The following is a 19,602-nucleotide window of genomic DNA, read 5'->3' on the forward strand; positions in this document are numbered from 1 at the left end:
TAAATCAACTTTATTCACTAATTTTGCACTTAAAATTACTGAAAAATGGAAAAAAAACTGGTATTTTTGATTCTTACGGCATGTTTTTCGCTTTGTAATGCCTTTGCAGCATATAATCCAACGGCTTATTACACCGTTGATGGTGAAACCATGGAGACTACCGACGCCATCATGGACGCACAAGCTCCACTTGAGGTGACTTTCAAGGCAAACCCAGACGAAGACAACCCGACAGTGGGATACGAATGGAGATTCAGAAGAAGCGAAGAACAACAACCGTTTATGACACGACACGAGGAAACTACTGTGTTCACCTTCTCAGAGTCGGGACAGACCATAGTGGAACTGTATATCACCGAAAACGGAGTAACCGACGAAGTGCCTATAGCAACCATAACCGTGAGCATCTCCAACAGTTTCCTCGATATGCCAAACGCTTTCTCGCCAAACGGCGACGGGGTGAACGATATATACAAGGCAAAGGCCAGCCACAAAAGCATAATTGAATTCCACGCTTATATCTTCAACCGATGGGGACAGAAGATATTTGAATGGACCGACATCAACAGCGGATGGGACGGAACATGGAATGGAAAACAGATGAAAGACGGTACATATTTCGTGCTCGTGAAGGCAAAGGGCGCCGACGGAAGAAAATATAATATAAAAAAGGATGTAAACATTCTGAGGAAATATTATGAGGGGGAGTGAAAATGAAGAATTTTTAATTTTCAATTTTTAATTTATGTTAGTTTCATGTCAAGAGAAGACGAAAAGATAAATGTTTGGGGCGCTAGAGTCCACAACCTAAAAAATATTGACGTGGAAATACCACGAAACTCACTCACGGTAATCACAGGATTGTCGGGATCGGGAAAGTCGTCACTTGCCTTCGACACCATCTTCGCCGAAGGACAACGACGGTACATAGAAACTTTCTCTGCCTATGCACGAAACTTCCTCGGTGGAATGGAAAGACCTGACGTGGACAAAATTACAGGACTCAGCCCCGTAATAAGCATCGAACAGAAAACAACAAACAAAAACCCAAGGTCGACAGTGGGAACAACCACCGAGATATACGACTTCCTCCGACTACTCTTCGCAAGGGCAGGAAAGGCTTATAGCTACTCAACAGGTGAGGAAATGGTGAAATACACCGAAGAACAGGTGGTGGAAATGATTGTCCGCGACTACAGAGGCAAGCGCATCTTCATTCTCGCGCCTATAGTGAAAAGCCGAAAAGGACACTATCGCGAACTATTCGAAAGCATGAGAAAAAAAGGGTATCTTAATGCAAGGGTTGACGGCGTGGTGACGGAAATCACTACAGGCATGAAAGTGGACAGATACAAAAACCACGACATCGAAATCGTTATAGACAAACTGCCGGTCAACGAAAAAGACAGCGAAAGACTAAGGAAAAGCGTGGCTACGGCAATGAAAGCTGGAGACGGACTAATCATGATTCTCGAAAAAGACACCGACACGGTTAAGTATTTCTCCAAACGACTGATGTGTCCTACTACTGGCATCGCATACAGCGACCCTGCTCCAAACCTCTTTTCGTTCAACTCGCCCCAAGGGGCATGCCAACGATGCAAGGGACTGGGATTCATCAACCAAATAGACATGCGGAAAGTTATTCCCGACACAAAGACCAGCATTCACGAAGGGGCTATCATACCACTTGGAAAATATAAAAACCAAATGATATTTTGGCAGATTGACGCCATACTGAAAAACTACGGCCTATCGCTGAAAACTCCAGTATGCGACATTCCGGAGGATGCCATGAACGAAATACTATACGGTACTCTTGGCAACGTGCGTATAGACAAGGATATAATCCATGCCTCAAGCGACTATTTCGTGGCTTTCGACGGCGTGGTGAAATATCTGAAAAACATGATCGAAAATGATGAATCGGCTGCTATACAGAAATGGGCTGACCAGTTTATGGCCATCACCGAATGCCCGGAATGCCAGGGAAAAAGACTCAACCGGGAAGCCTTGTCTTACAGATTTTGGAACAAAGACATCTGTCAACTCTCAAACATGGACATTTCGGAACTCAGGGAATGGCTGGAAGAGGCTGAAAAACACGTAGACTCTAAACAACAACAGATTGCTCACGAAATCATCAAGGAAATGAAAACCCGCCTCGACTTCCTCCTCGAAGTGGGACTCGACTACCTCTCGCTCAACCGGCAGTCGGCTTCTCTCTCAGGCGGCGAAAGTCAGAGAATAAGACTCGCCACACAGATAGGAAGCCAACTCGTCAACGTGCTCTACATACTTGACGAACCAAGCATCGGACTACACCAAAGAGACAACGAACGACTCATAAGGTCGCTTAAGGAACTGCGCGACATAGGAAACACTGTTATCGTGGTGGAACATGACAAGGATATGATGCTCGCGGCAGACTACGTGATAGACATCGGACCTAAGGCCGGAAGAAAGGGGGGAGAAGTCGTATTCCAAGGTACACCAAAAGAACTAATAAAGCAACCTACCATAACGGGAGAGTATCTCAACGGAACACGCAACATCACCATACCTGAAAACAGAAGAAAGGGCAACGGAAAGAAAATAACAATAAAGGGAGCGTCTGGCAATAACCTGAAAAAGGTTGACATCGACTTCCCTCTGGGAACACTTATCGTGGTCACAGGAGTCAGCGGATCCGGAAAATCGACACTCATCAACGAAACACTACAGCCCATACTAAGCCACCACTTCTACCGCTCGATGAAAAAAACAATGCCTTACGACAGCATAGAAGGCGTGGAATATATAGACAAGGTGGTGAACGTAGACCAAAGCCCGATAGGACGCACTCCACGCTCCAATCCCGCCACTTACACCGGAGTGTTCAGCGACATAAGGACACTGTTCGTCAACCTGCCCGAAGCCAAAATCCGCGGCTACAAACCCGGACGGTTCTCATTCAACGTTAAGGGCGGACGATGTGAGACCTGTGGCGGCAACGGATATAAGACCATTGAGATGAATTTCCTGCCTGACGTGATGGTGCCGTGTGAGGAATGCCATGGCAAACGCTACAACCGCGAAACCTTAGAAGTAAGATACAAAGGGAAGAGTATTGCCGATGTGCTCAACATGACCATTAACCAAGCAGTGGAATTCTTTGAAAATGTGCCCGATATACTCAGAAAGATAAAGACAATACAAGACGTGGGATTAGGTTATATCACACTCGGACAACCTTCAACCACACTCTCAGGCGGTGAATGCCAAAGAGTGAAACTCGCCACCGAACTGAGCAAAAAAGACACGGGGAAAACGCTCTACATACTCGACGAGCCTACCACAGGACTGCATTTCGAGGATATAAGAATTCTCATGGACATCATACAACAACTCGTGGACAAAGGCAATACTGTAATCATCATCGAGCATAATCTCGACGTGATAAAACTCGCCGACTACATCATCGACATGGGACCAGAAGGCGGAAGAGGAGGCGGTAAGCTGATTGCTGCCGGCACACCGGAAGACGTAGCTGAATGTGACATGGGATATACATCAAAATTCCTAAAGGAAATATTAAAGGAAAAGCAGTGAACAACATACTACCATACTATGACTACGGACGATGGCTAAGTCGGAAATTTCCGTACAAAGTGCAGAAGATATCCGTCGACGCGGGATTCAGTTGCCCTAACAGGGATGGGAAAATCAGCCGCGGAGGATGTATCTATTGCAACAACCAGTCGTTCAACCCTGCCTATTGCAATAAGGATAAGTCAGTAAGCCAGCAACTTGAAGAAGGGAAAAAATTCTTCGCACGAAAATATCCCGAAATGAAATACATGGCTTACTTCCAGGCCTTCACCAATACCTATGCCCCACTCCACCACCTCCAAAGCCTCTACGAGGAGGCTCTTGAGGTAGACAACGTGGTTGGACTGGTCATTGGCACAAGACCGGATTGTGTCGACACCACACTGCTCGACTACCTGCAAAAACTCAACTCGCAAACTATGGTGACTGTGGAATACGGAATAGAGACGTCAAACGACAATACACTTAAGCTAATAAACCGGGGTCACGACTTCGCCACAACAAAACGGGCTGTGGAGATGACTGCAGAAAGAGGTATCACCGTTGGGGGACATGTAATAATAGGACTGCCTGGCGAAACTGCCGAAGACAGTATCAGACAAGCCGACGATATGTCGCAACTGCCACTCGACATACTGAAAATACATCAGATGCAGATAATAAAAGGAACAAAACTCGCTGATATTTACTCTAAAACCCCCTTCCCGCTCTATTCCCCAGAGGAATATATGGAAGTGATAGTGAGATACCTAGAACACCTTAGGCCAGACATGGTAGTGGAGAGATTCGCGTCCCAATCGCCAAAAGACATGCTCATAGCACCTCACTGGGGACTGAAAAATTACGAACTTACAAACCTCATAGTAAACAAAATGAGAAAGGAAGGAAGACGTCAAGGCAGCCTTGCCAAAAGCAAAAGCCTGTCTGCCGATATGTCCTTGTGATGCTTGACATACTTGTTCACCATGTCCACATACTTAGTACGGAACACTTTGCGGCCTACAACCTTATTCACAATCCACTGTATCTTGCCTATGTGCAAGTCGCAGGTAAGCTGGGAGGACACACTGTCTGAAGGAATGGGATAATAACTCAGGATATAAAACAATAGACAGTCGGGCACTATCATGTCGCGGGTCATCAGACGGCGCTGCGACTCCGGATAATACTTAAGATACAACGGATAATCGCTGCCAAGATACTTGTCGAGGCTCACCCCAACAGCATTGTTGCCCACAACAATGCTTTGGTCTAATGCTCCAATCTGCGAATAAACCATTGGAAGCTTTATCTTTGGCAGTGACTCTTTAAGATTACGGAACGAACGGCTAAGGTCACGGTTTATGTCGTCAACATTGGCATACTGTTGCTCCACCTCGTTGATAAGAGCCTGGAGCACTGTGTCTTGATAAAAGTTCAGAAACTTGTTGTTGATGTCGGGATCGTTCACCCTGCCAAGCTTCAGAACGTCCTCTATCAAAGTGCGGGTCTGCATCGGATATACAAGATTCATCTGCTGAAGAGCCGTAAAATCACCTGTGGTGAGATAAAGGCTCTGAATGCGGTCGTAGCGATGGAGAGACAAGTCTTTGTCTCCATCACCAGTGTCATTAGGTTTCAAATGCAATTCGCAACCTATGCACGTCACCATCATTACCAATAGAAATACTAATATATTCCGCACCTTGTTTCCTTTAATTTTTGTGCAAATATACTAAATAATATTTTATCCGCCAAATCTTTAGCTAAAAAAAATAAAAATATCCGCATTTTAATTAACTTTATACTCCTTTTAAGGAAAATTATTGCTCACTTTCTATACTTTTGTGTAATTTTGCAAATTATAAAAACAAACAAATTAAAGCAAATATAAAAAACAATGAAACGAATCGCGACTACATTAATGGCTACGGCCACAACACTGGCCATTTTTGCACAGGCAAAACAAGTGACTGTGACTAACAATTCCGACTTCAACCGTGAGGCGGAACCTATTGTGATATCTATCAACGAGAAGGCTGACTACAAGTCGGCCGTGGTAAGCTCCGACGGCAATACACTGCCCTATCAGCTTGAGGACATCGACGACAACGGACACTACGACCAGATCTGCTTCATTACCTCACTGAAGAAAAAAGAGAAAAAACAATTTCTCGTCACCCTTCACAAGCAGGAAGCTGAACAGACCTTAACACCGCAGGTGTATGCCGAAATGATGCTCACAAACAAGAAAATCAAGAGCCAGAACAAGCAGGACCTCTACATCAGCAGCCTCACTGTCGACAACGGCACCAACCCCTACTGGATGCTACACCACCACGGACCAGCCTTCGAAAACGACATGGTGGCATACAGGATTTATTTTGACGAAAGGCAGACCATCGACATCTACGGCAAAAACCGCAAGGCTCTCGAACTGAAAGAGACCCAGTTTTACCCCGACAAGGAACAGAAAGCCAACGGCTATGGCGACGACGTGTTATGGGTGGGAAAGACCTTCGGCCTCGGCGCTCTGAGAGGATGGGCCGACAACCAGCCGCAAATGCTGCTCGACGTAGATAAACGAACAATGGAAATAGTGGCATGTGGACCGCTGCGCACCATCGTGAAAGTAGTAGACAAGGGCTGGAACCCGTTCTACCCCGAAAAATGCGACAACGCCAAACGCATAGACATGACCACATTATATACACTATCAGCCGGCAGGCGCGACTGTGCCGTGGACGTCATGTTCAAGGGCGACATAGAGAGCCTCAAACTTGCCACTGGACTCATTAATGTGAAAAACTCTGAGGAGTATTCAGACGGAAAAGGACTTAGGGGCTGCTGGGGCACCGACTGGCCCGTGTCGGAAAAAGACTCTGCTGGACACAAGCGCGAGACCGTAGGCCTTGGCATATGCATACCAGCAGATAACATCATAAAGGAGCTGCCAGCCAACAGCGACAACTACCCCTACGTGGTAAAGCCAGCTCTTGGCGAAATACCCTACCACATCACATTTGCCTCTGACAACGAGACCTTCCCCAGCTCCTTCCACACACCCGCCTCATTCTTCGAATATCTGAGGCAATGGAAGCGTCAGATAGAGTCGCCCGTAACCATCACGACCAAAGACGTGTTTCTCTGAAGTTGACGAGTTAATACAACGGTTTATCATACCTGCATTATAATTAGGTCAATGAATTAAAGGGTTACCAACTGGTAACCCTTTAATAGAAATTATATAAATGTTGTAATAGCGTCTGTCACATCTGTCACGTGTGGGACTACCTTGAAGTGAACCCGTAAACTGAATACTGCAATCAGTTTCCCAACTGAATACTCCTTTCAGTTATCACCTGAAAGGAGCGCTTTTATCTACCGAGAATGTGAAAGGGTGATGAAATGAAGTTGAGATTGAGGAAAAATGACAGACAAAGTTGTACGGTTGTTCCCAAAATGTACCTAATAACAAGTCTATACTTGTCGTTTTTTACTAAAATCAGCTCGAAAAGTAGAATTTTAACTTTGAAAGACCAAGAAAAATCGTAAAACTTTGCTTACTCTCAATTTTTATGAGTACCTTTGCAAGGTAAAGTATAACGTTGAATAGTAAATAATAAAAGATATGGCACTACCGATAGCATCCATACCAGTACTGACTGGTGAAGTGGCTCAGCGATTCGAAGCTGAGGCACAGGCAAATTATCAGAAAATGCTCCACCGCACACCAGAGGAGGAAAAAGCCGTGAAAGAAAGATATAATCGCGGAATAGAAGAAGTACGTAAAATGTTGGCTAAATCACATTTGTAATTCAGATGAGTTTTCTTAACGCTACATGCTCCTTGCACAGGTTGAATACTCCGAAGGATATTGAGGGCTTCACTTGTGGAGATAAAGACCTTGACGACTTTTTCGCCAATGATTGTTTTGCGTATGCAAAGCAGTTGTTGGGAAAGACGTATTATTACAAACTGGATAAAGAACCACATACAGTTGTCTGTGCTTTCACTCTTGCCAATGCAGGCATAAGGGTAAGCGACTTGCCAAATGCCCGAAGGAAAAAGGTAGAGGCCAACATACCACACGCAAAAGCATTGAAGGATTATCCAGCTGTACTTGTCGCCCGTCTCGGAGTTTCTAAGGATTTTCGGTCACAACATATTGGAAGCGATGTGCTTAGACATATTAAGTATTGGTTTCTTGAACCGTACAACAAAACAGGCTGCCGTTATGTTTTAGTTGATGCATATAACAACCCTGCGACTTTGGCTTTTTATGAAAACAACGGTTTTCAAACAGTGTTCAGTACGGAAAAGCAGGAGAAAGAATACCGACATATTGATGATGATGTGAATTTGAACACTCGACTGATGTTTTATGACTTAATGCTCGATGTCACCTTCGAATGACAAGTCGCTTTTATTGGCAGTATAATCTCATGCCACAATCCCTATTACCTTATTATATATAGGTAGTAGGGATTGATTTTATATTAAAAATATCATTTTAACATTTGGTCGTGCAGTCTTTTGCTCTCATTCAGTATCTATATAAAAAAGGGGCAATGTAAAAATGCCCTGTCGTTTTAATGCAGACAGACACTATCGTAGAGAGGGCCAAGGCAAAAGACCCCAAAGCTCTCAATGAGATATATGCGATGTACTACCCAAAAATGGTTGGTGTGTGCATGAAAATCGCAAAGGAAGACGAGGACACCGTGCATGACCTTGTCCACGATGCCTTTGTCCTTGCCTTTGCCTCGCTCGGCAATCTGAGGAACAACGAAAGATTTGGAGAATGGCTGACTACCATTGTCAGGAATGTCGCATTGAAACATATATCCCAAAAGGAGAAGATTCACTTTGTTCCTCTTTCTGATGTTGACCCCAATGATGCTTCGCTGCTGGATTTCTCGTCCCAAGCCGATTCTGCCATCAACTATGGGGACATACTGTATGCCATCTCGCAGTTGCCTGAAGGTTACAGTAAGGTAATCAGATTATCCCTCATCGAGGGATTCTCCCACAAGGAGATAGCAAGTATGCTTGGCATAGAAGCTCACAGTTCTTCCTCTCAACTATCAAGAGCCAAAGTATTGCTGAAGCAGATTCTTGGCTATAAGCATCTGGCAATAATCCTAGTGTTGCTAATCTCCATTCCATTGTATTTCTTTTTGCCTCGTCGTGACGACCCTAATGTGTGCGAAATTAGGCCTAACAAGAAAAAGACTGAGGAGAAAAAGGAGAAAAGTTCGCCAAAACGGCAAGAATACGAGTCCATTCCACACATCCGCATCGCAGAAGAGCATAACGAAGTGGTTGCATCCGACAATGAACAAACAGACACCATTGCCATTCCTTCATTGCATGATATTCAATATATCGAAAATGGTCAGAAGATGATCTCAGAGACGAAAGAAGACAGCGTACAGACGGAGCTTAGGGACAGTGTTATTACTCCAATTGACAGCTCTGAACGACTTTTTGTAGAAGGCACTCACATAAAAAATAATAAGTGGAAATTCTTAGCGGCAGGCTCTCTTGGACCCGCTTTGGCTCAGAATGCCTACAAATTACTTCAAACGGGCAGTATCGGTGACATCGATTCAGAAGTACCTACATTCCCGGAAAATATCAATACCTGGGAGGATTACAGCAGGTATCTGCATATAACCCAACACGACAACACTCCTGCTGACACCCTCGCCTTGATAGACATTGCCGACCACAATACTGGTGACATGGTAGAAAAGGAAGAACATGACAAACCCGTCACTTTCGGCATATCACTCAGCAAGACATTGACTGACAGATGGAGCATCGAAACAGGTGTTCAGTATTCGCTCCTTAATTCACGATTCACGATGGGCGAAAATGGATATTCGATTGTGAAGAAACAGAAAGCGCATTATCTTGGTGTGCCGTTTAAACTGTCTTACCGACTTGTGGATTACAAACGTCTGTCTGCATACTCTTCCGCGGGTGTCACAATACATATCCCTGTATATGGCAAGTGGGACAGCAGTTATATAGTTGAATGGCAGTCGGCATATTCAGATAGCCATCACTTCACTCCTCCGTTCCAATGGCAGACGAACCTGAGTGTCGGTGTGCAGTATAAATTCACACCAAACGTGAGCATCTTCATCGAGCCAACGTTCAACTGGTTTATTCCGTCTGGAAGTGAGACACATACGATATGGACAGAGCATCCCGTGATGTTCACAAGCCCATTTGGAATAAGGTTCACATGGTAAATTAATCCAGCCTGCGTGCAGTCTTTTCTAACTGCTGAGTATCTATATAAATGAAGGACTCAGAAAGTTATAAAGATTATGCAGGAAAGACATCAAAACAGATTAAGGTATTTTATGGAATTAGCGGCAACAAGTCGTGACTACTTTATTCCATTTATCCAAAATTACAAACGCATTGACAAAGGGATGCGTGTATTGGAAATTGGATGTGGGGAGGGAGGCAACTTGGTTCCCTTCTCTCAAATGGGCTGCTGTACCTTAGGCATAGATATCTCAGAGGGCAGAATACAAGATGCCATACGATTCTTCAATAAGAATAACCTGAATGGTGAATTCGTAACATCAGACATTTTCAATTACAACTCTAAATATCATACGTTTGATATTATCATCTGCCATGATGTGATGGAACATATTGATGAAAAACAAAGACTACTATCGTTGATTGCCCGTCTTCTTTCTTCAGACGGTGTAGCCTTTATATCGTTTCCGGCATGGCAGATGCCATTTGGCGGGCATCAGCAAATATGTAGGGGATGTATAACGAGTCATCTGCCATTCATTCACCTGTTGCCGTCAGCTCTTTATAAATTAATGTTGAGTAATGAAAGTGATTATTGCATAAAGGAATTGATGGCAATACGCAGGACAAGAATGACAATAGAAATGTTTGAGAAGACAATACGAAGGACTCCTTCCGTCTGTATTTTAGACAGAAACCTTTATTTCATAAATCCTCATTATAAGGTGAAATTTGGAATAAAGCCTCGTCGTCTATATTCAACTATAGGCAATATTCCAATTATAAGAAACTTCTTCATCACATCGTGTTTCTATCTATGTTCATTAAACAAAAACAAAATATAAATATGAAAGCAACACTTATTAGTATCCTTATCCTGTTTGTCTCGCAGGTTTATGGAAGGAATTATCAGACATTGTTGTCAAATGGCAAGTCATGGACAATGGTTCAGACGAACACGAGTCCTGTGCATGATCATGATGCCATCTACACGTGTACAGTGGACAGGGACACTGTGATTAACGGTCAGGCATGTAAAGTCGTTATGCGCTGCAAAGATGGTAATTGCGACAAAGTCGTAATGATGGAAAAGGAACAAAAGGTATTTTATCATGATCCGAATATCGATAGTTTTCTACCCATATTGGATTTCAGCCTACATCAGGGAGATGAGATAGGAGAATGGGGATGGGTTCTTACTGAGGATGAGATAATTGTCAATGGTACACCTCGGAAAAGGTTGTTTATAGGTGACAAGAATCAGATAGCTTGTGTTATCAAGGCAATTTGGGTGGAAGGAATTGGCTCGAATGAAGATTGCTGGATTACATTGTTTGACAAGCATATTGGTGATTACAGTTATATGTCGGAATGTGGTGAGAATGGTAAGGTTGTATTCACACAGGATGATTTCTGTAAAAGTGAAGAGCGTCCTTATATGCCTGTCCTGGCAGAGGGAAGACTGTGGAAATTATCTTATACATATCGTGACACATGGCAGGACATACCAGACACATATATGACCATTGCGGTAGCTGGTGACTCTATTGTGGATGGAAAGAAATGTAAAAAGTTGCTTGTCGATTATCGTAATTTGACTGAGGTAGTCTACCCCCAATATATTGTTGCCTACGAAACTGGGGGCAGAGTGTATCGGATAGACAGGGACGGAGAGGAACACCTTGTAATGAACATAAACTTGCATCACGGTGATGCCGTGGACATAGTTCAAACTGTACAGAAGGAAGATACTGTGATTGTTGACGGTATAAAGCGTAAGAGGCTAATTATAGACTCGGGAGTTGACCACTGTGATGGTGAATACCTATATTATTTGGTGGAGGGTATCGGTATGAGCAAGGACGAGTTTGTGAATCTGGGATTGACAGACGAGAATATTTATTTCCATCGTCTGATTGCTTGCTATGACAATGGCAAATGTGTATTTTCGGCAGCTGACTTTCTAAAAGAAGGAACGAGCGGACTAAACATGCCTAAGGTGAATTGTCCAAAGAACGACCAAATCTATGACCTGCAAGGCAGGAAAAGAGGCAGCATAAGAAAGGGTGAAATATTCATTCGGAACGGGGAAAAGCACATAAACCGTTGAGGGCATTGACGGCTGCTTGTATTGGGCTGTTGTTTTGTTGTTCGCTCATAATCATTTTTGATTTTTGTTGTTGGATATCATCCGACCTTTTCTCGCCATGGCAATGATTAAGGCAAGCTTGTCATTGCTCATTTGGCTTAACGAAAACGTTCAATCTTTGTTGTCTCTGTTGCCAAAGTTCATCTATCTCCTGACGGTGCTCGTCCTCGTCAGAGTAGAGCCATTCGATGTAGTCAGCTCGCTGTGATGTACGGTCATCCAGTTGGGAGAAATCACGGAGAAGGACATACTTCTCCTCGATGGTTCTCAGCCTTGCGTTGTCGTTGCCTTCGTCTTCCTCCTCCTTGCAAGGCATAGACCAAACAAGTTTTGGTCTATGCTCTTGCTTCGTTCGTCGGTTGGCTATGATGCACAAGGCACATAGGAATACTGCTGACAATGTACACATACAGATGTGGAGAAACTTGCGGACGTGCCAGGAATGGCAGAGCCGATTGACTACATACAAGAGGTATTGCTTCAAGAACGAAATCGTATAAAGGAATGTGGCAGCACCCTAGCATTTCTACCTACTAGAATCCGAGCAATTGCCAAATTGTTTTATCACTTATAAGAATTTCAGCTTCAACTTTCTGCTTGGGCTGAATCTGAAAATCAACAATATCATTTTTAGATAGATTGATTTTTACTTCAAAATAGTTTTTTTCATCTATAGTTATTAATTTTTTGAAATGTGGGGTAATATTCATTTGGAATATTGTATCATATCCCTCAAATTCAACGCTTGCTGTTTGTTTTTCGTTAAATAATGCAGCATATTTGTAAGGTACAAAGACTTTAGCTTGTAAATTGTGACCAAAAGTTACTATTTCTCCATTAACATTAATCGTTATTGGATAGTGAACAAAGTATGTTATTATAGCCATCGCTAGCACTATTAGTGCAATAATAGTTGTACCAAAGTGTATCAATAATGGAGGAATGCGTCCGATAATGTGACGCACCTTTTCGCTACGAAGTTCTATGTTGTCTTTCTTTTCCATGTTTGTCTTGATTTAATTGCCGAGTTCCAATTGGTTCTTTACAAGATTATAATACGCTCCTTTTGATGCAATAAGACGTTCGTGTGTTCCTGTTTCAACCACCTTGCCATCGTGAAGAACTATTATTTGGTCTGCATTGCGAACAGTGCTAAGGCGATGAGCAACAATGATAACTGTCTTCCCTTGATAGAATTTATCAAGATGCTCTATTATAGTACGCTCATTTGAGGCGTCGAGAGAGTTGGTCGCTTCATCAAGGAATATGTAGTCTGGATTCTTATAGATAGCTCGCGCAATTAGAATACGTTGCTTCTGACCCTGACTTAGTCCTATACCGTCACAACCAATCTTGGTGTTGAATCCTAAAGGCAGTTTGTCTATGTAGTCTTTGATACAAGCCATATTAGCAGCTTGTACTAGCCGTTTAGTGTCTATATAGCCATCTCCGACAGCGATGTTTCTTGCAATGGACTCAGAAAATATAATGCCATCTTGCATGACTACGCCGCATTGTCTTCTCCACCATTTCTTGTTAAGCTCGTTGATATCCGTCCCTCCAACATTAATGGATCCTTCCAACACAGGATAATAGCCAAGCAAAAGTTTTATTAATGTGGTCTTACCACTTCCAGATGCTCCTACTATTGCTGTTACCTTGCTATGTGGAATGTTGATATTGACATTTTCAACGGTTTTACGAAGTGCATGTGGGTTATATTGGAAACTGATATTATTCAAGTTTATACCTAATGATACATCTTTAAGGGATGTCTTGAGTTTATCATATCCATCCTCATTCTTAGCACGGTGTATCTCATTGATACGTTCCAAACTTATTTTTACGTCTTGAAGTGAATAGAAGAACTGCATCAGTTGCTCAACAGGAGAGTTTAGCTGTCCAATTATATATTGCACAGCAAGCATCATACCGAGCGTCATCTGTCCGTTAATTACCGCAGATGCTGCCACAACAGTTATTACAATATTCTTAATCTCGTTAATGAAGATATTTCCTGCTTCCTGAGTCTGTTGAAGTTTAAGAGATTTCATTTGAACCTCAAACAAATCAGCCTGTGTTTCTTCCCATTCCCATCTGCGTCGTTGCTCACAATCTTGGAGTTTTATCTCTTGCATCGATGTGATAAATTCGTAAGTCTTGTTGTTGTTCTGTGCTTGACGCTCAAAGAGTTCATAGTCAAGGATTTTTCTTCTCCGTAAGAAGGTAAGAATCCATCCTCCATTGAGCAGGCTACCAATGAAAAATATGGAAAATACTATACCATTATACCAACACAGGACACCTCCAAATACTACGAATGTAATCATAGTAAAGAGAATATTAAGTGACTGCTGAGTAAGAAACGAGTTAACACGCGAGTGGTCGTTCATACGTTGCATCAGGTCACCTATAAGTTTTATATCAAAGAATGACATAGGCAGATTTAACAGTTTTATGAAAAAGTCACCTATTAGCGAGATGTTTACACGCATACTGATATGCAACAGCAACCATCGACGAATGAAATCTACAATAGTTCTGCTGATTGTAATCATCAGTTCCCCCAAAAGTATGAGCCATACAAAGCCAATATTTTGTTTTTTGATGCCTATGTCTACAATAGCTTGTGTGAGAAATGGTAAAACAAGTTGGAGTAGAGAGCTGATAATAAGCCCAAGGGTTATCTGAACGAAATAACGACGATACTTGCTTATATACCCAAATAAGAAACGGAAAGAATGTGATTCTTTATGTGAGGTACAAATATCATAGAATTTGGGAGTCTTTTCAAGTAGTAGAGCAATTCCTGTGTCATATCCATCAGAATGACCACTTACCCATTGTTCTTCCATGTCCCTCTCTGATAAAGTAAGCAATCCTTTTGCTGGGTCTGCAATATAAAAAATAACGCTTTTATCTCTTTTTTTTATCTTATATAGGACAACAAAATGATTTTGATTCCAGTGAAGAATACATGGTAGTTCTGCTTTTAACAATGTGGCAAGTGGTATTCTGCACCCGACTGATCGTAATCCGATTTTTTCTGCAGCTTCAGAAATACCTAATAGCGAAATTCCCTGGTTTGTAGCAAAACACAAGTTAGCAAGAAAGTCCACAGAGACTTTCCGGCCATAATGATGACATACCATTTGAAGGCAAGCAATGCCACACTGCATAGAATCATGCTGATAAACAATTTTCATAATTAGAATCCAAGTCTATCATTTGTAATAATATTTTCTTTCTTTGACTTATATCCATTGAATGTATATCGTGCAGTCAAGACTATGGCTTGACTGTCTCCATTACTATGGAAGTCATAGTTCTGTCTTTGTATTGAGGTTCTTACCTTATTTTTGTAAGAGTTCGTTATGTCATCGAATTTAAAGGTAACAGTTAAACCTTTTATTGGAGTTAACCAACTAATTTTCATATTAGTGGAATACATAGATTCTACATTATACAATCCTTGAATGACCGGTAATTGATACCAGCCAGAGACCTCTAACTGCAGTCTGTCTCCAAAAAGGCTGAAGTTATTGTTCACGTTAAACCTCGATGAAATTTTTGTTCTGTTAATAGCCAATCCTTCGATTTCGCCACTTTGATGCATAACAAATCCAAATAACGTGAATTGAGAGGTAAAGTTTTTATACCATTTGGTTGGAAAAATGGCCATCGCTCCCATTCGTTCATTCTTGTCAATATTAAAGTATTTGTAAGCGGCAGACAATTCGTCAGATTTCAAATATAACAGTTGTGTGAAATAGTTCTTTTGGCTTTCGCCAAATATACCAAAGATGTATCGTCCTTTAAGTATGTAATTTATATTCAGACTGTATTTCCTTGATGATATCAAATCGGGATTACCCTCTATTTCAGTATAATTGTCTATATGTGTGCGATTATCGGCATTTGCCCAATATGACGGATAATATTTAGTACTTGACAAAGTTGCCTGCAGGACATGCATGGGGTTAAATCTATACATAAACGTGAAAGTAGGATATATATCAAAATCTTTCCACAATGTCTTTATATTTTCATCACCATGTCTATAGGTTGCATATAAATATTCGCCTTGTAGAGTCGTATTTACGAATCCTTTTTCCCCAAGTGAGAATTTCATTCCAATATACGCATTTGTCTCAAACTCCGATTGCGTAGAATGGCTATTACACTGAATTTCGCTCACGGAATTGTCTGTTTGTCTGATATTGCCATCAATTCCAAACTCCAAATACTTTCCCCATAAAGGGGCACCGCCGTTGAAATACAGATTATAACCATTATATTTCTGGTTATGATAGTCTTTAGACGAAGAACTGCTGTTTGTTGTCATAACCTGACTCACTGCTTCCTGATAATGGCAGAACTCACCGCCAATTTCCCAATCATCGTATGACACATTGAATATTGCATTGTGCATATCAGATTTGTAAACGCTATGGGTATGACCTTCACTATAGTTTTCGCCAATTGTAGTATTATATGTCACATCGTTTTCTGGGGCTTTATGCTGATAGACATATTCGGCAGCTATATCAAGATGTTGGTCAGGTGTTATTGCTAAATTCAGCAATGCCGTTCTGTCTTTTGAATCAGATTCTGTTTTAGTGTGTTGGTTAACATTGTACACGACATCACCTAAATAATGTTGCGCAGAGAGATGTCTATTCCTTTTCTTTGACATATTATCCTCTGAATAACCTGCATTGACTGACCAATTCTTCTCTGACAAGCTGAAATATCCACCTTCGCCAAGTGTAACATTGTTGTTCTTATGTGCTGACATGAATGCTTCCCCACGAAAAGATAGACTTTCATGTCGTGGAGTGGTTATGACAATATTGACGGAAGCTCCATGTACCCCAAATTTGGAAGGCGAGTTATAATACACCTCCAATGATGTTACCATAGAAGCAGGAGTCGCTGTCAAATACTTCTTCAACTGATCTTGCGTTTGCATCGTTTTTTTGCCATTAATCAAAATTGATGTTTCTGTAGTACCCAATAAGATATAGTTGTCATCGGTTTTCATTATCATCGGCAATTCTTCCAACATGTCAAGTGCAGTCACAACGGGTCTGTTATGTCTTATCTGTTCAGCAACAAAAGAAATACCGCCATCCTCTGTCGCTTTTACCATTGGTTGTGTTCCTTTTACAGTAACTTCTTTTAGTGTCTGTTCCCTCGGTTTCATCACTATATTGAGTGTAGGCATACTGTCAGTCACTTGTACATTCTGATAAGCCATGTGTTGTATAGTCAATTCATATGGTATAGAAATTTCTTTAACGACAAAATGACCGTAAATATCTGTAACAGTGACACGTTTATCATGTTTACTTGTATCACACGGCTGTGCTAGAATGGATGCTGACATTACTGGAAGTCCTTCGGTGTCAATAACTGTTCCTCTTACAGAATGTTGAGCCATGCAAATGGTTGTCAGCACAAGGCACAGCATAACCAACTGTATTCGAGGCAATATAGTTACAAGAGAAATTATGTTGATTTTTATCAGTCTAATTTGTTCCATAAGTCTATTCCGATTTGAGTTTGAGATAATTCATGACCATTTTGTTTAACCTTGTCAGAGATACCTTCAATCTCTTTTTGCATACACTCACCAGCCAACTTACAACTTTTGCAGTTTGGACATGACGGGAAGTGATAATGCTGCAGCACTTTACTATGATCCTGCAAATCTTCTGTGACTTCATTTGCTAGACTATCCCCATACAAAAGTTTAAGAATACTGTTGTCTGTTCTTGTAGTTTTTAAATATTCTAAGCATGCATAATAATAACGATAGTCATTTTTGTTTTTATCCTCAAGATATAATTCTAGATATTTAATTGCGGTGGGTGTTTCCTTAATATAAATTGCAAGCAAAGCGCCTAACATCTCGATTTGAAGTTCATTCAAATCAGGATTTGTGTTGTGTACGAAAACATTCTTTAGCATAAATGAATTTGATTTCATTGTCGTATAGTTCTCTTCTATCGCATGAAGAATGCTTTGGGCAATTTCTATTGTCGCATTACCTAATTGATTTATCTTTGCCAAATCTACAAAAGAATTCTTATAAACAGAATCAAAAGGGTTTTTTGCTATTATTTGACTCATGCCAGGAACTACAACATAATATGTTGGAAACCCTAAAATAGAATTGTCTCTTATATATACATTGTATCCCAGACGATGTATTAAATGTATAGCATAGCGAATATCTTCTCTGTTGCTGTTACCATAACTCTGATTGAAACCATTGAAAGCATATGAAGGTTGTTCTTTTAATATAGAAATTGGCCAAAAACCAGTACCATCTATAAAAATGTTCATAAGATTATCTTCTGCTTTTTTTCGTGCATCTCCATTAGTATCTTTTGTATGTATGAATGTGTAAGGGAGTCCTCCAAAAACATCTCTTCCTTGGTGTATTTCTGTAAAGCATCGTTCCAATGCAATTTCTGGAACAAAATCAACCCCAATTTTAAGGTTATATTTGTATGTTTTTGTATCCAAAATCAATAACCCAATAGCAGGAATTCCCAATCCAAGAGAACAATCTTTTACGATAACTTGGTTTCCTGTATTCTTAATGTATTTTTTTAATACTTCTTTGGTCTTTCCTTTTGGCAATGCAGAAAAAGGTATGGTTGGCGGAGTCAATTCGCGCCAGTATATCTCACTAATTACATAACGTTCAAAGATTTCACATATTGATTGTAAAATTGCTTCTTTAGGGGTATTACCCGATGCCATTCCATTTGAGCCAGTGAGTAGAAGCAACAACTCAATAGGAAAGAGTTTTTCAGAGTCATTCTGTACATCATAGAATGGCACACATAGAGAAGCATATTCTTTTTTAAATGAATTCAGGGCATTTTTAAATTCATTTGCACTTTGCATACCACTCATGACGGACAGTTCTTCCAATACAAAAGAGTCTATTTCTTGGGAAGATACATACTGCTCATCTGTAGAATAACTACACTGCTTGTTACCTTGAGCTTCATTTGATGAAATACTGTACAAGTTAAAAGTTTTTGATGACAGCATTTTCTTTGAGTTTAGAAGTAATTGATTTTGTAAACGTTCCATAAATTCAGCGTAACCGCTTGCTAATGAATACTCAAAAGAACGACCTTTACCGTTTGTGCCGATGTTTAAAGGTAATAAGTTGTTGTTTCCAAGACAGACACGGCAAGAAAAGAAATCCTCGTGAACGATATGGTTTTCATATAGTAGGACACCTATGTCATTCAAGCTTTTTCGGATGTTTGAAATTGTGACCTCTGGTGAGAAAGCTTTATATTTTTTCATTTTTTTAATTATCTGTATAGTAGTCTTTTATCAATCGAGGATGCGAAATTGTTAACATTTCGCATCCTTTGTGAGATTTTCAGAATTACTTATTAGGTGTTACAACAATTTCTTGAAGTGTCCCACCATTGTAAGTCTTTTGAGACTCACGCTTTCCTCCTACAACAGTTTCTAACTCTGCAGAGCTAATAACCTGCTCTTTTACTACCATTGATTTTGTTTTTATTTTTTTTTAATTTTGTTAATGTGTGAGTTTCTAAGAT

16 protein-coding genes are annotated in these 19,602 nt (G+C 41.0%); 9 read left to right on the top strand and 7 right to left on the bottom strand.

Annotated elements, in window-relative coordinates; genetic code table 11:
- Window positions 1-45: 45 nt before the first annotated feature.
- Genes CIK98_RS13275 through CIK98_RS13285 form a run of 3 tightly spaced genes read left to right on the top strand, consistent with a single transcriptional unit; the run spans window position 46 to window position 4,535 of the window.
- A complete protein-coding gene (locus CIK98_RS13275; protein WP_094385009.1) occupies window positions 46-711 on the top strand; it encodes a gliding motility-associated C-terminal domain-containing protein in 666 nt (221 codons plus the stop codon).
- A gap of 45 nt (window positions 712-756) precedes the next feature.
- On the top strand, window positions 757-3,591 hold the full coding sequence (gene uvrA / locus CIK98_RS13280) for an excinuclease ABC subunit UvrA (protein WP_094385011.1): 2,835 nt from the start codon (window positions 757-759) through the stop codon (window positions 3,589-3,591).
- On the top strand, window positions 3,588-4,535 hold the full coding sequence (locus CIK98_RS13285) for a TIGR01212 family radical SAM protein (protein ID WP_371683275.1): 948 nt from the start codon (window positions 3,588-3,590) through the stop codon (window positions 4,533-4,535). Before uvrA ends, CIK98_RS13285 begins: the two co-directional genes overlap by 4 nt.
- On the opposite strand, the gene CIK98_RS13290 is transcribed toward CIK98_RS13285, so the two are convergent.
- Window positions 4,484-5,275 carry a gliding motility protein GldB gene (locus CIK98_RS13290; protein WP_253249741.1) on the bottom strand — a complete coding sequence of 264 codons (792 nt, stop codon included), beginning with the start codon at window positions 5,273-5,275 and terminating at the stop codon, window positions 4,484-4,486. The two genes, CIK98_RS13285 and CIK98_RS13290, sit on opposite strands and share 52 nt — an antisense overlap.
- A 195-nt stretch (window positions 5,276-5,470) precedes the next feature.
- Here CIK98_RS13290 and CIK98_RS13295 point away from each other — a divergent pair, with 195 nt between their 5' ends.
- The 6 genes from CIK98_RS13295 (at window position 5,471) to CIK98_RS13320 (ending at window position 11,965) form a co-directional block, all read left to right on the top strand.
- Window positions 5,471-6,721, top strand: a complete 1,251-nt coding sequence (locus CIK98_RS13295) for a DUF4861 domain-containing protein (protein ID WP_094385013.1) — start codon at window positions 5,471-5,473, stop codon at window positions 6,719-6,721.
- A gap of 480 nt (window positions 6,722-7,201) precedes the next feature.
- Entirely contained in the window at window positions 7,202-7,387 is a 186-nt protein-coding gene (locus CIK98_RS13300; RefSeq protein WP_094385015.1) for a hypothetical protein, read from the top strand.
- Between the two features lie 5 nt (window positions 7,388-7,392).
- Complete coding sequence (locus CIK98_RS13305; protein WP_094385017.1) at window positions 7,393-7,986, top strand: N-acetyltransferase; 594 nt, start codon at window positions 7,393-7,395, stop codon at window positions 7,984-7,986.
- Window positions 7,987-8,165: 179 nt separating this feature from the next.
- Complete coding sequence (locus tag CIK98_RS13310) at window positions 8,166-9,833, top strand: sigma-70 family RNA polymerase sigma factor (protein ID WP_094385019.1); 1,668 nt, start codon at window positions 8,166-8,168, stop codon at window positions 9,831-9,833.
- 78 nt (window positions 9,834-9,911) lie between these two features.
- A complete protein-coding gene (locus tag CIK98_RS13315) occupies window positions 9,912-10,700 on the top strand; it encodes a bifunctional 2-polyprenyl-6-hydroxyphenol methylase/3-demethylubiquinol 3-O-methyltransferase UbiG (RefSeq protein WP_094385021.1) in 789 nt (262 codons plus the stop codon).
- 2 nt (window positions 10,701-10,702) lie between these two features.
- Window positions 10,703-11,965 carry a hypothetical protein gene (locus tag CIK98_RS13320; RefSeq protein ID WP_141210548.1) on the top strand — a complete coding sequence of 421 codons (1,263 nt, stop codon included), beginning with the start codon at window positions 10,703-10,705 and terminating at the stop codon, window positions 11,963-11,965.
- 121 nt (window positions 11,966-12,086) lie between these two features.
- Here the strand turns inward: CIK98_RS13320 and CIK98_RS13325 are convergent, their stop codons facing one another.
- The 6 genes from CIK98_RS13325 to CIK98_RS18960 all read right to left on the bottom strand — a co-directional run bounded on the left by CIK98_RS13325 (window position 12,087) and on the right by CIK98_RS18960 (window position 19,550).
- Window positions 12,087-12,413, bottom strand: a complete 327-nt coding sequence (locus CIK98_RS13325) for a hypothetical protein (RefSeq protein ID WP_141210549.1) — start codon at window positions 12,411-12,413, stop codon at window positions 12,087-12,089.
- A gap of 124 nt (window positions 12,414-12,537) precedes the next feature.
- Window positions 12,538-13,008 carry a hypothetical protein gene (locus CIK98_RS13330; protein WP_094385027.1) on the bottom strand — a complete coding sequence of 157 codons (471 nt, stop codon included), beginning with the start codon at window positions 13,006-13,008 and terminating at the stop codon, window positions 12,538-12,540.
- Between the two features lie 12 nt (window positions 13,009-13,020).
- The gene (locus CIK98_RS13335) at window positions 13,021-15,210 is read right to left on the bottom strand and encodes a peptidase domain-containing ABC transporter (RefSeq protein ID WP_094385029.1); all 2,190 of its coding nucleotides are present in this window, start codon (window positions 15,208-15,210) and stop codon (window positions 13,021-13,023) included.
- Window positions 15,211-15,212: 2 nt separating this feature from the next.
- Entirely contained in the window at window positions 15,213-17,549 is a 2,337-nt protein-coding gene (locus tag CIK98_RS13340) for a TonB-dependent receptor (protein WP_094385031.1), read from the bottom strand.
- Window positions 17,531-19,339, bottom strand: a complete 1,809-nt coding sequence (locus tag CIK98_RS13345) for a YcaO-like family protein (protein WP_094385033.1) — start codon at window positions 19,337-19,339, stop codon at window positions 17,531-17,533. The genes CIK98_RS13340 and CIK98_RS13345 overlap by 19 nt, the downstream gene beginning before the upstream one ends.
- 85 nt (window positions 19,340-19,424) lie before the next feature.
- Window positions 19,425-19,550, bottom strand: a complete 126-nt coding sequence (locus tag CIK98_RS18960) for a hypothetical protein (protein ID WP_256387778.1) — start codon at window positions 19,548-19,550, stop codon at window positions 19,425-19,427.
- Window positions 19,551-19,602: the final 52 nt, after the last annotated feature.

Origin of the sequence: Prevotella sp. P2-180 (assembly GCF_002251435.1) — a bacterium.
Taxonomy (GTDB): Bacteria; Bacteroidota; Bacteroidia; order Bacteroidales; family Bacteroidaceae; genus Prevotella.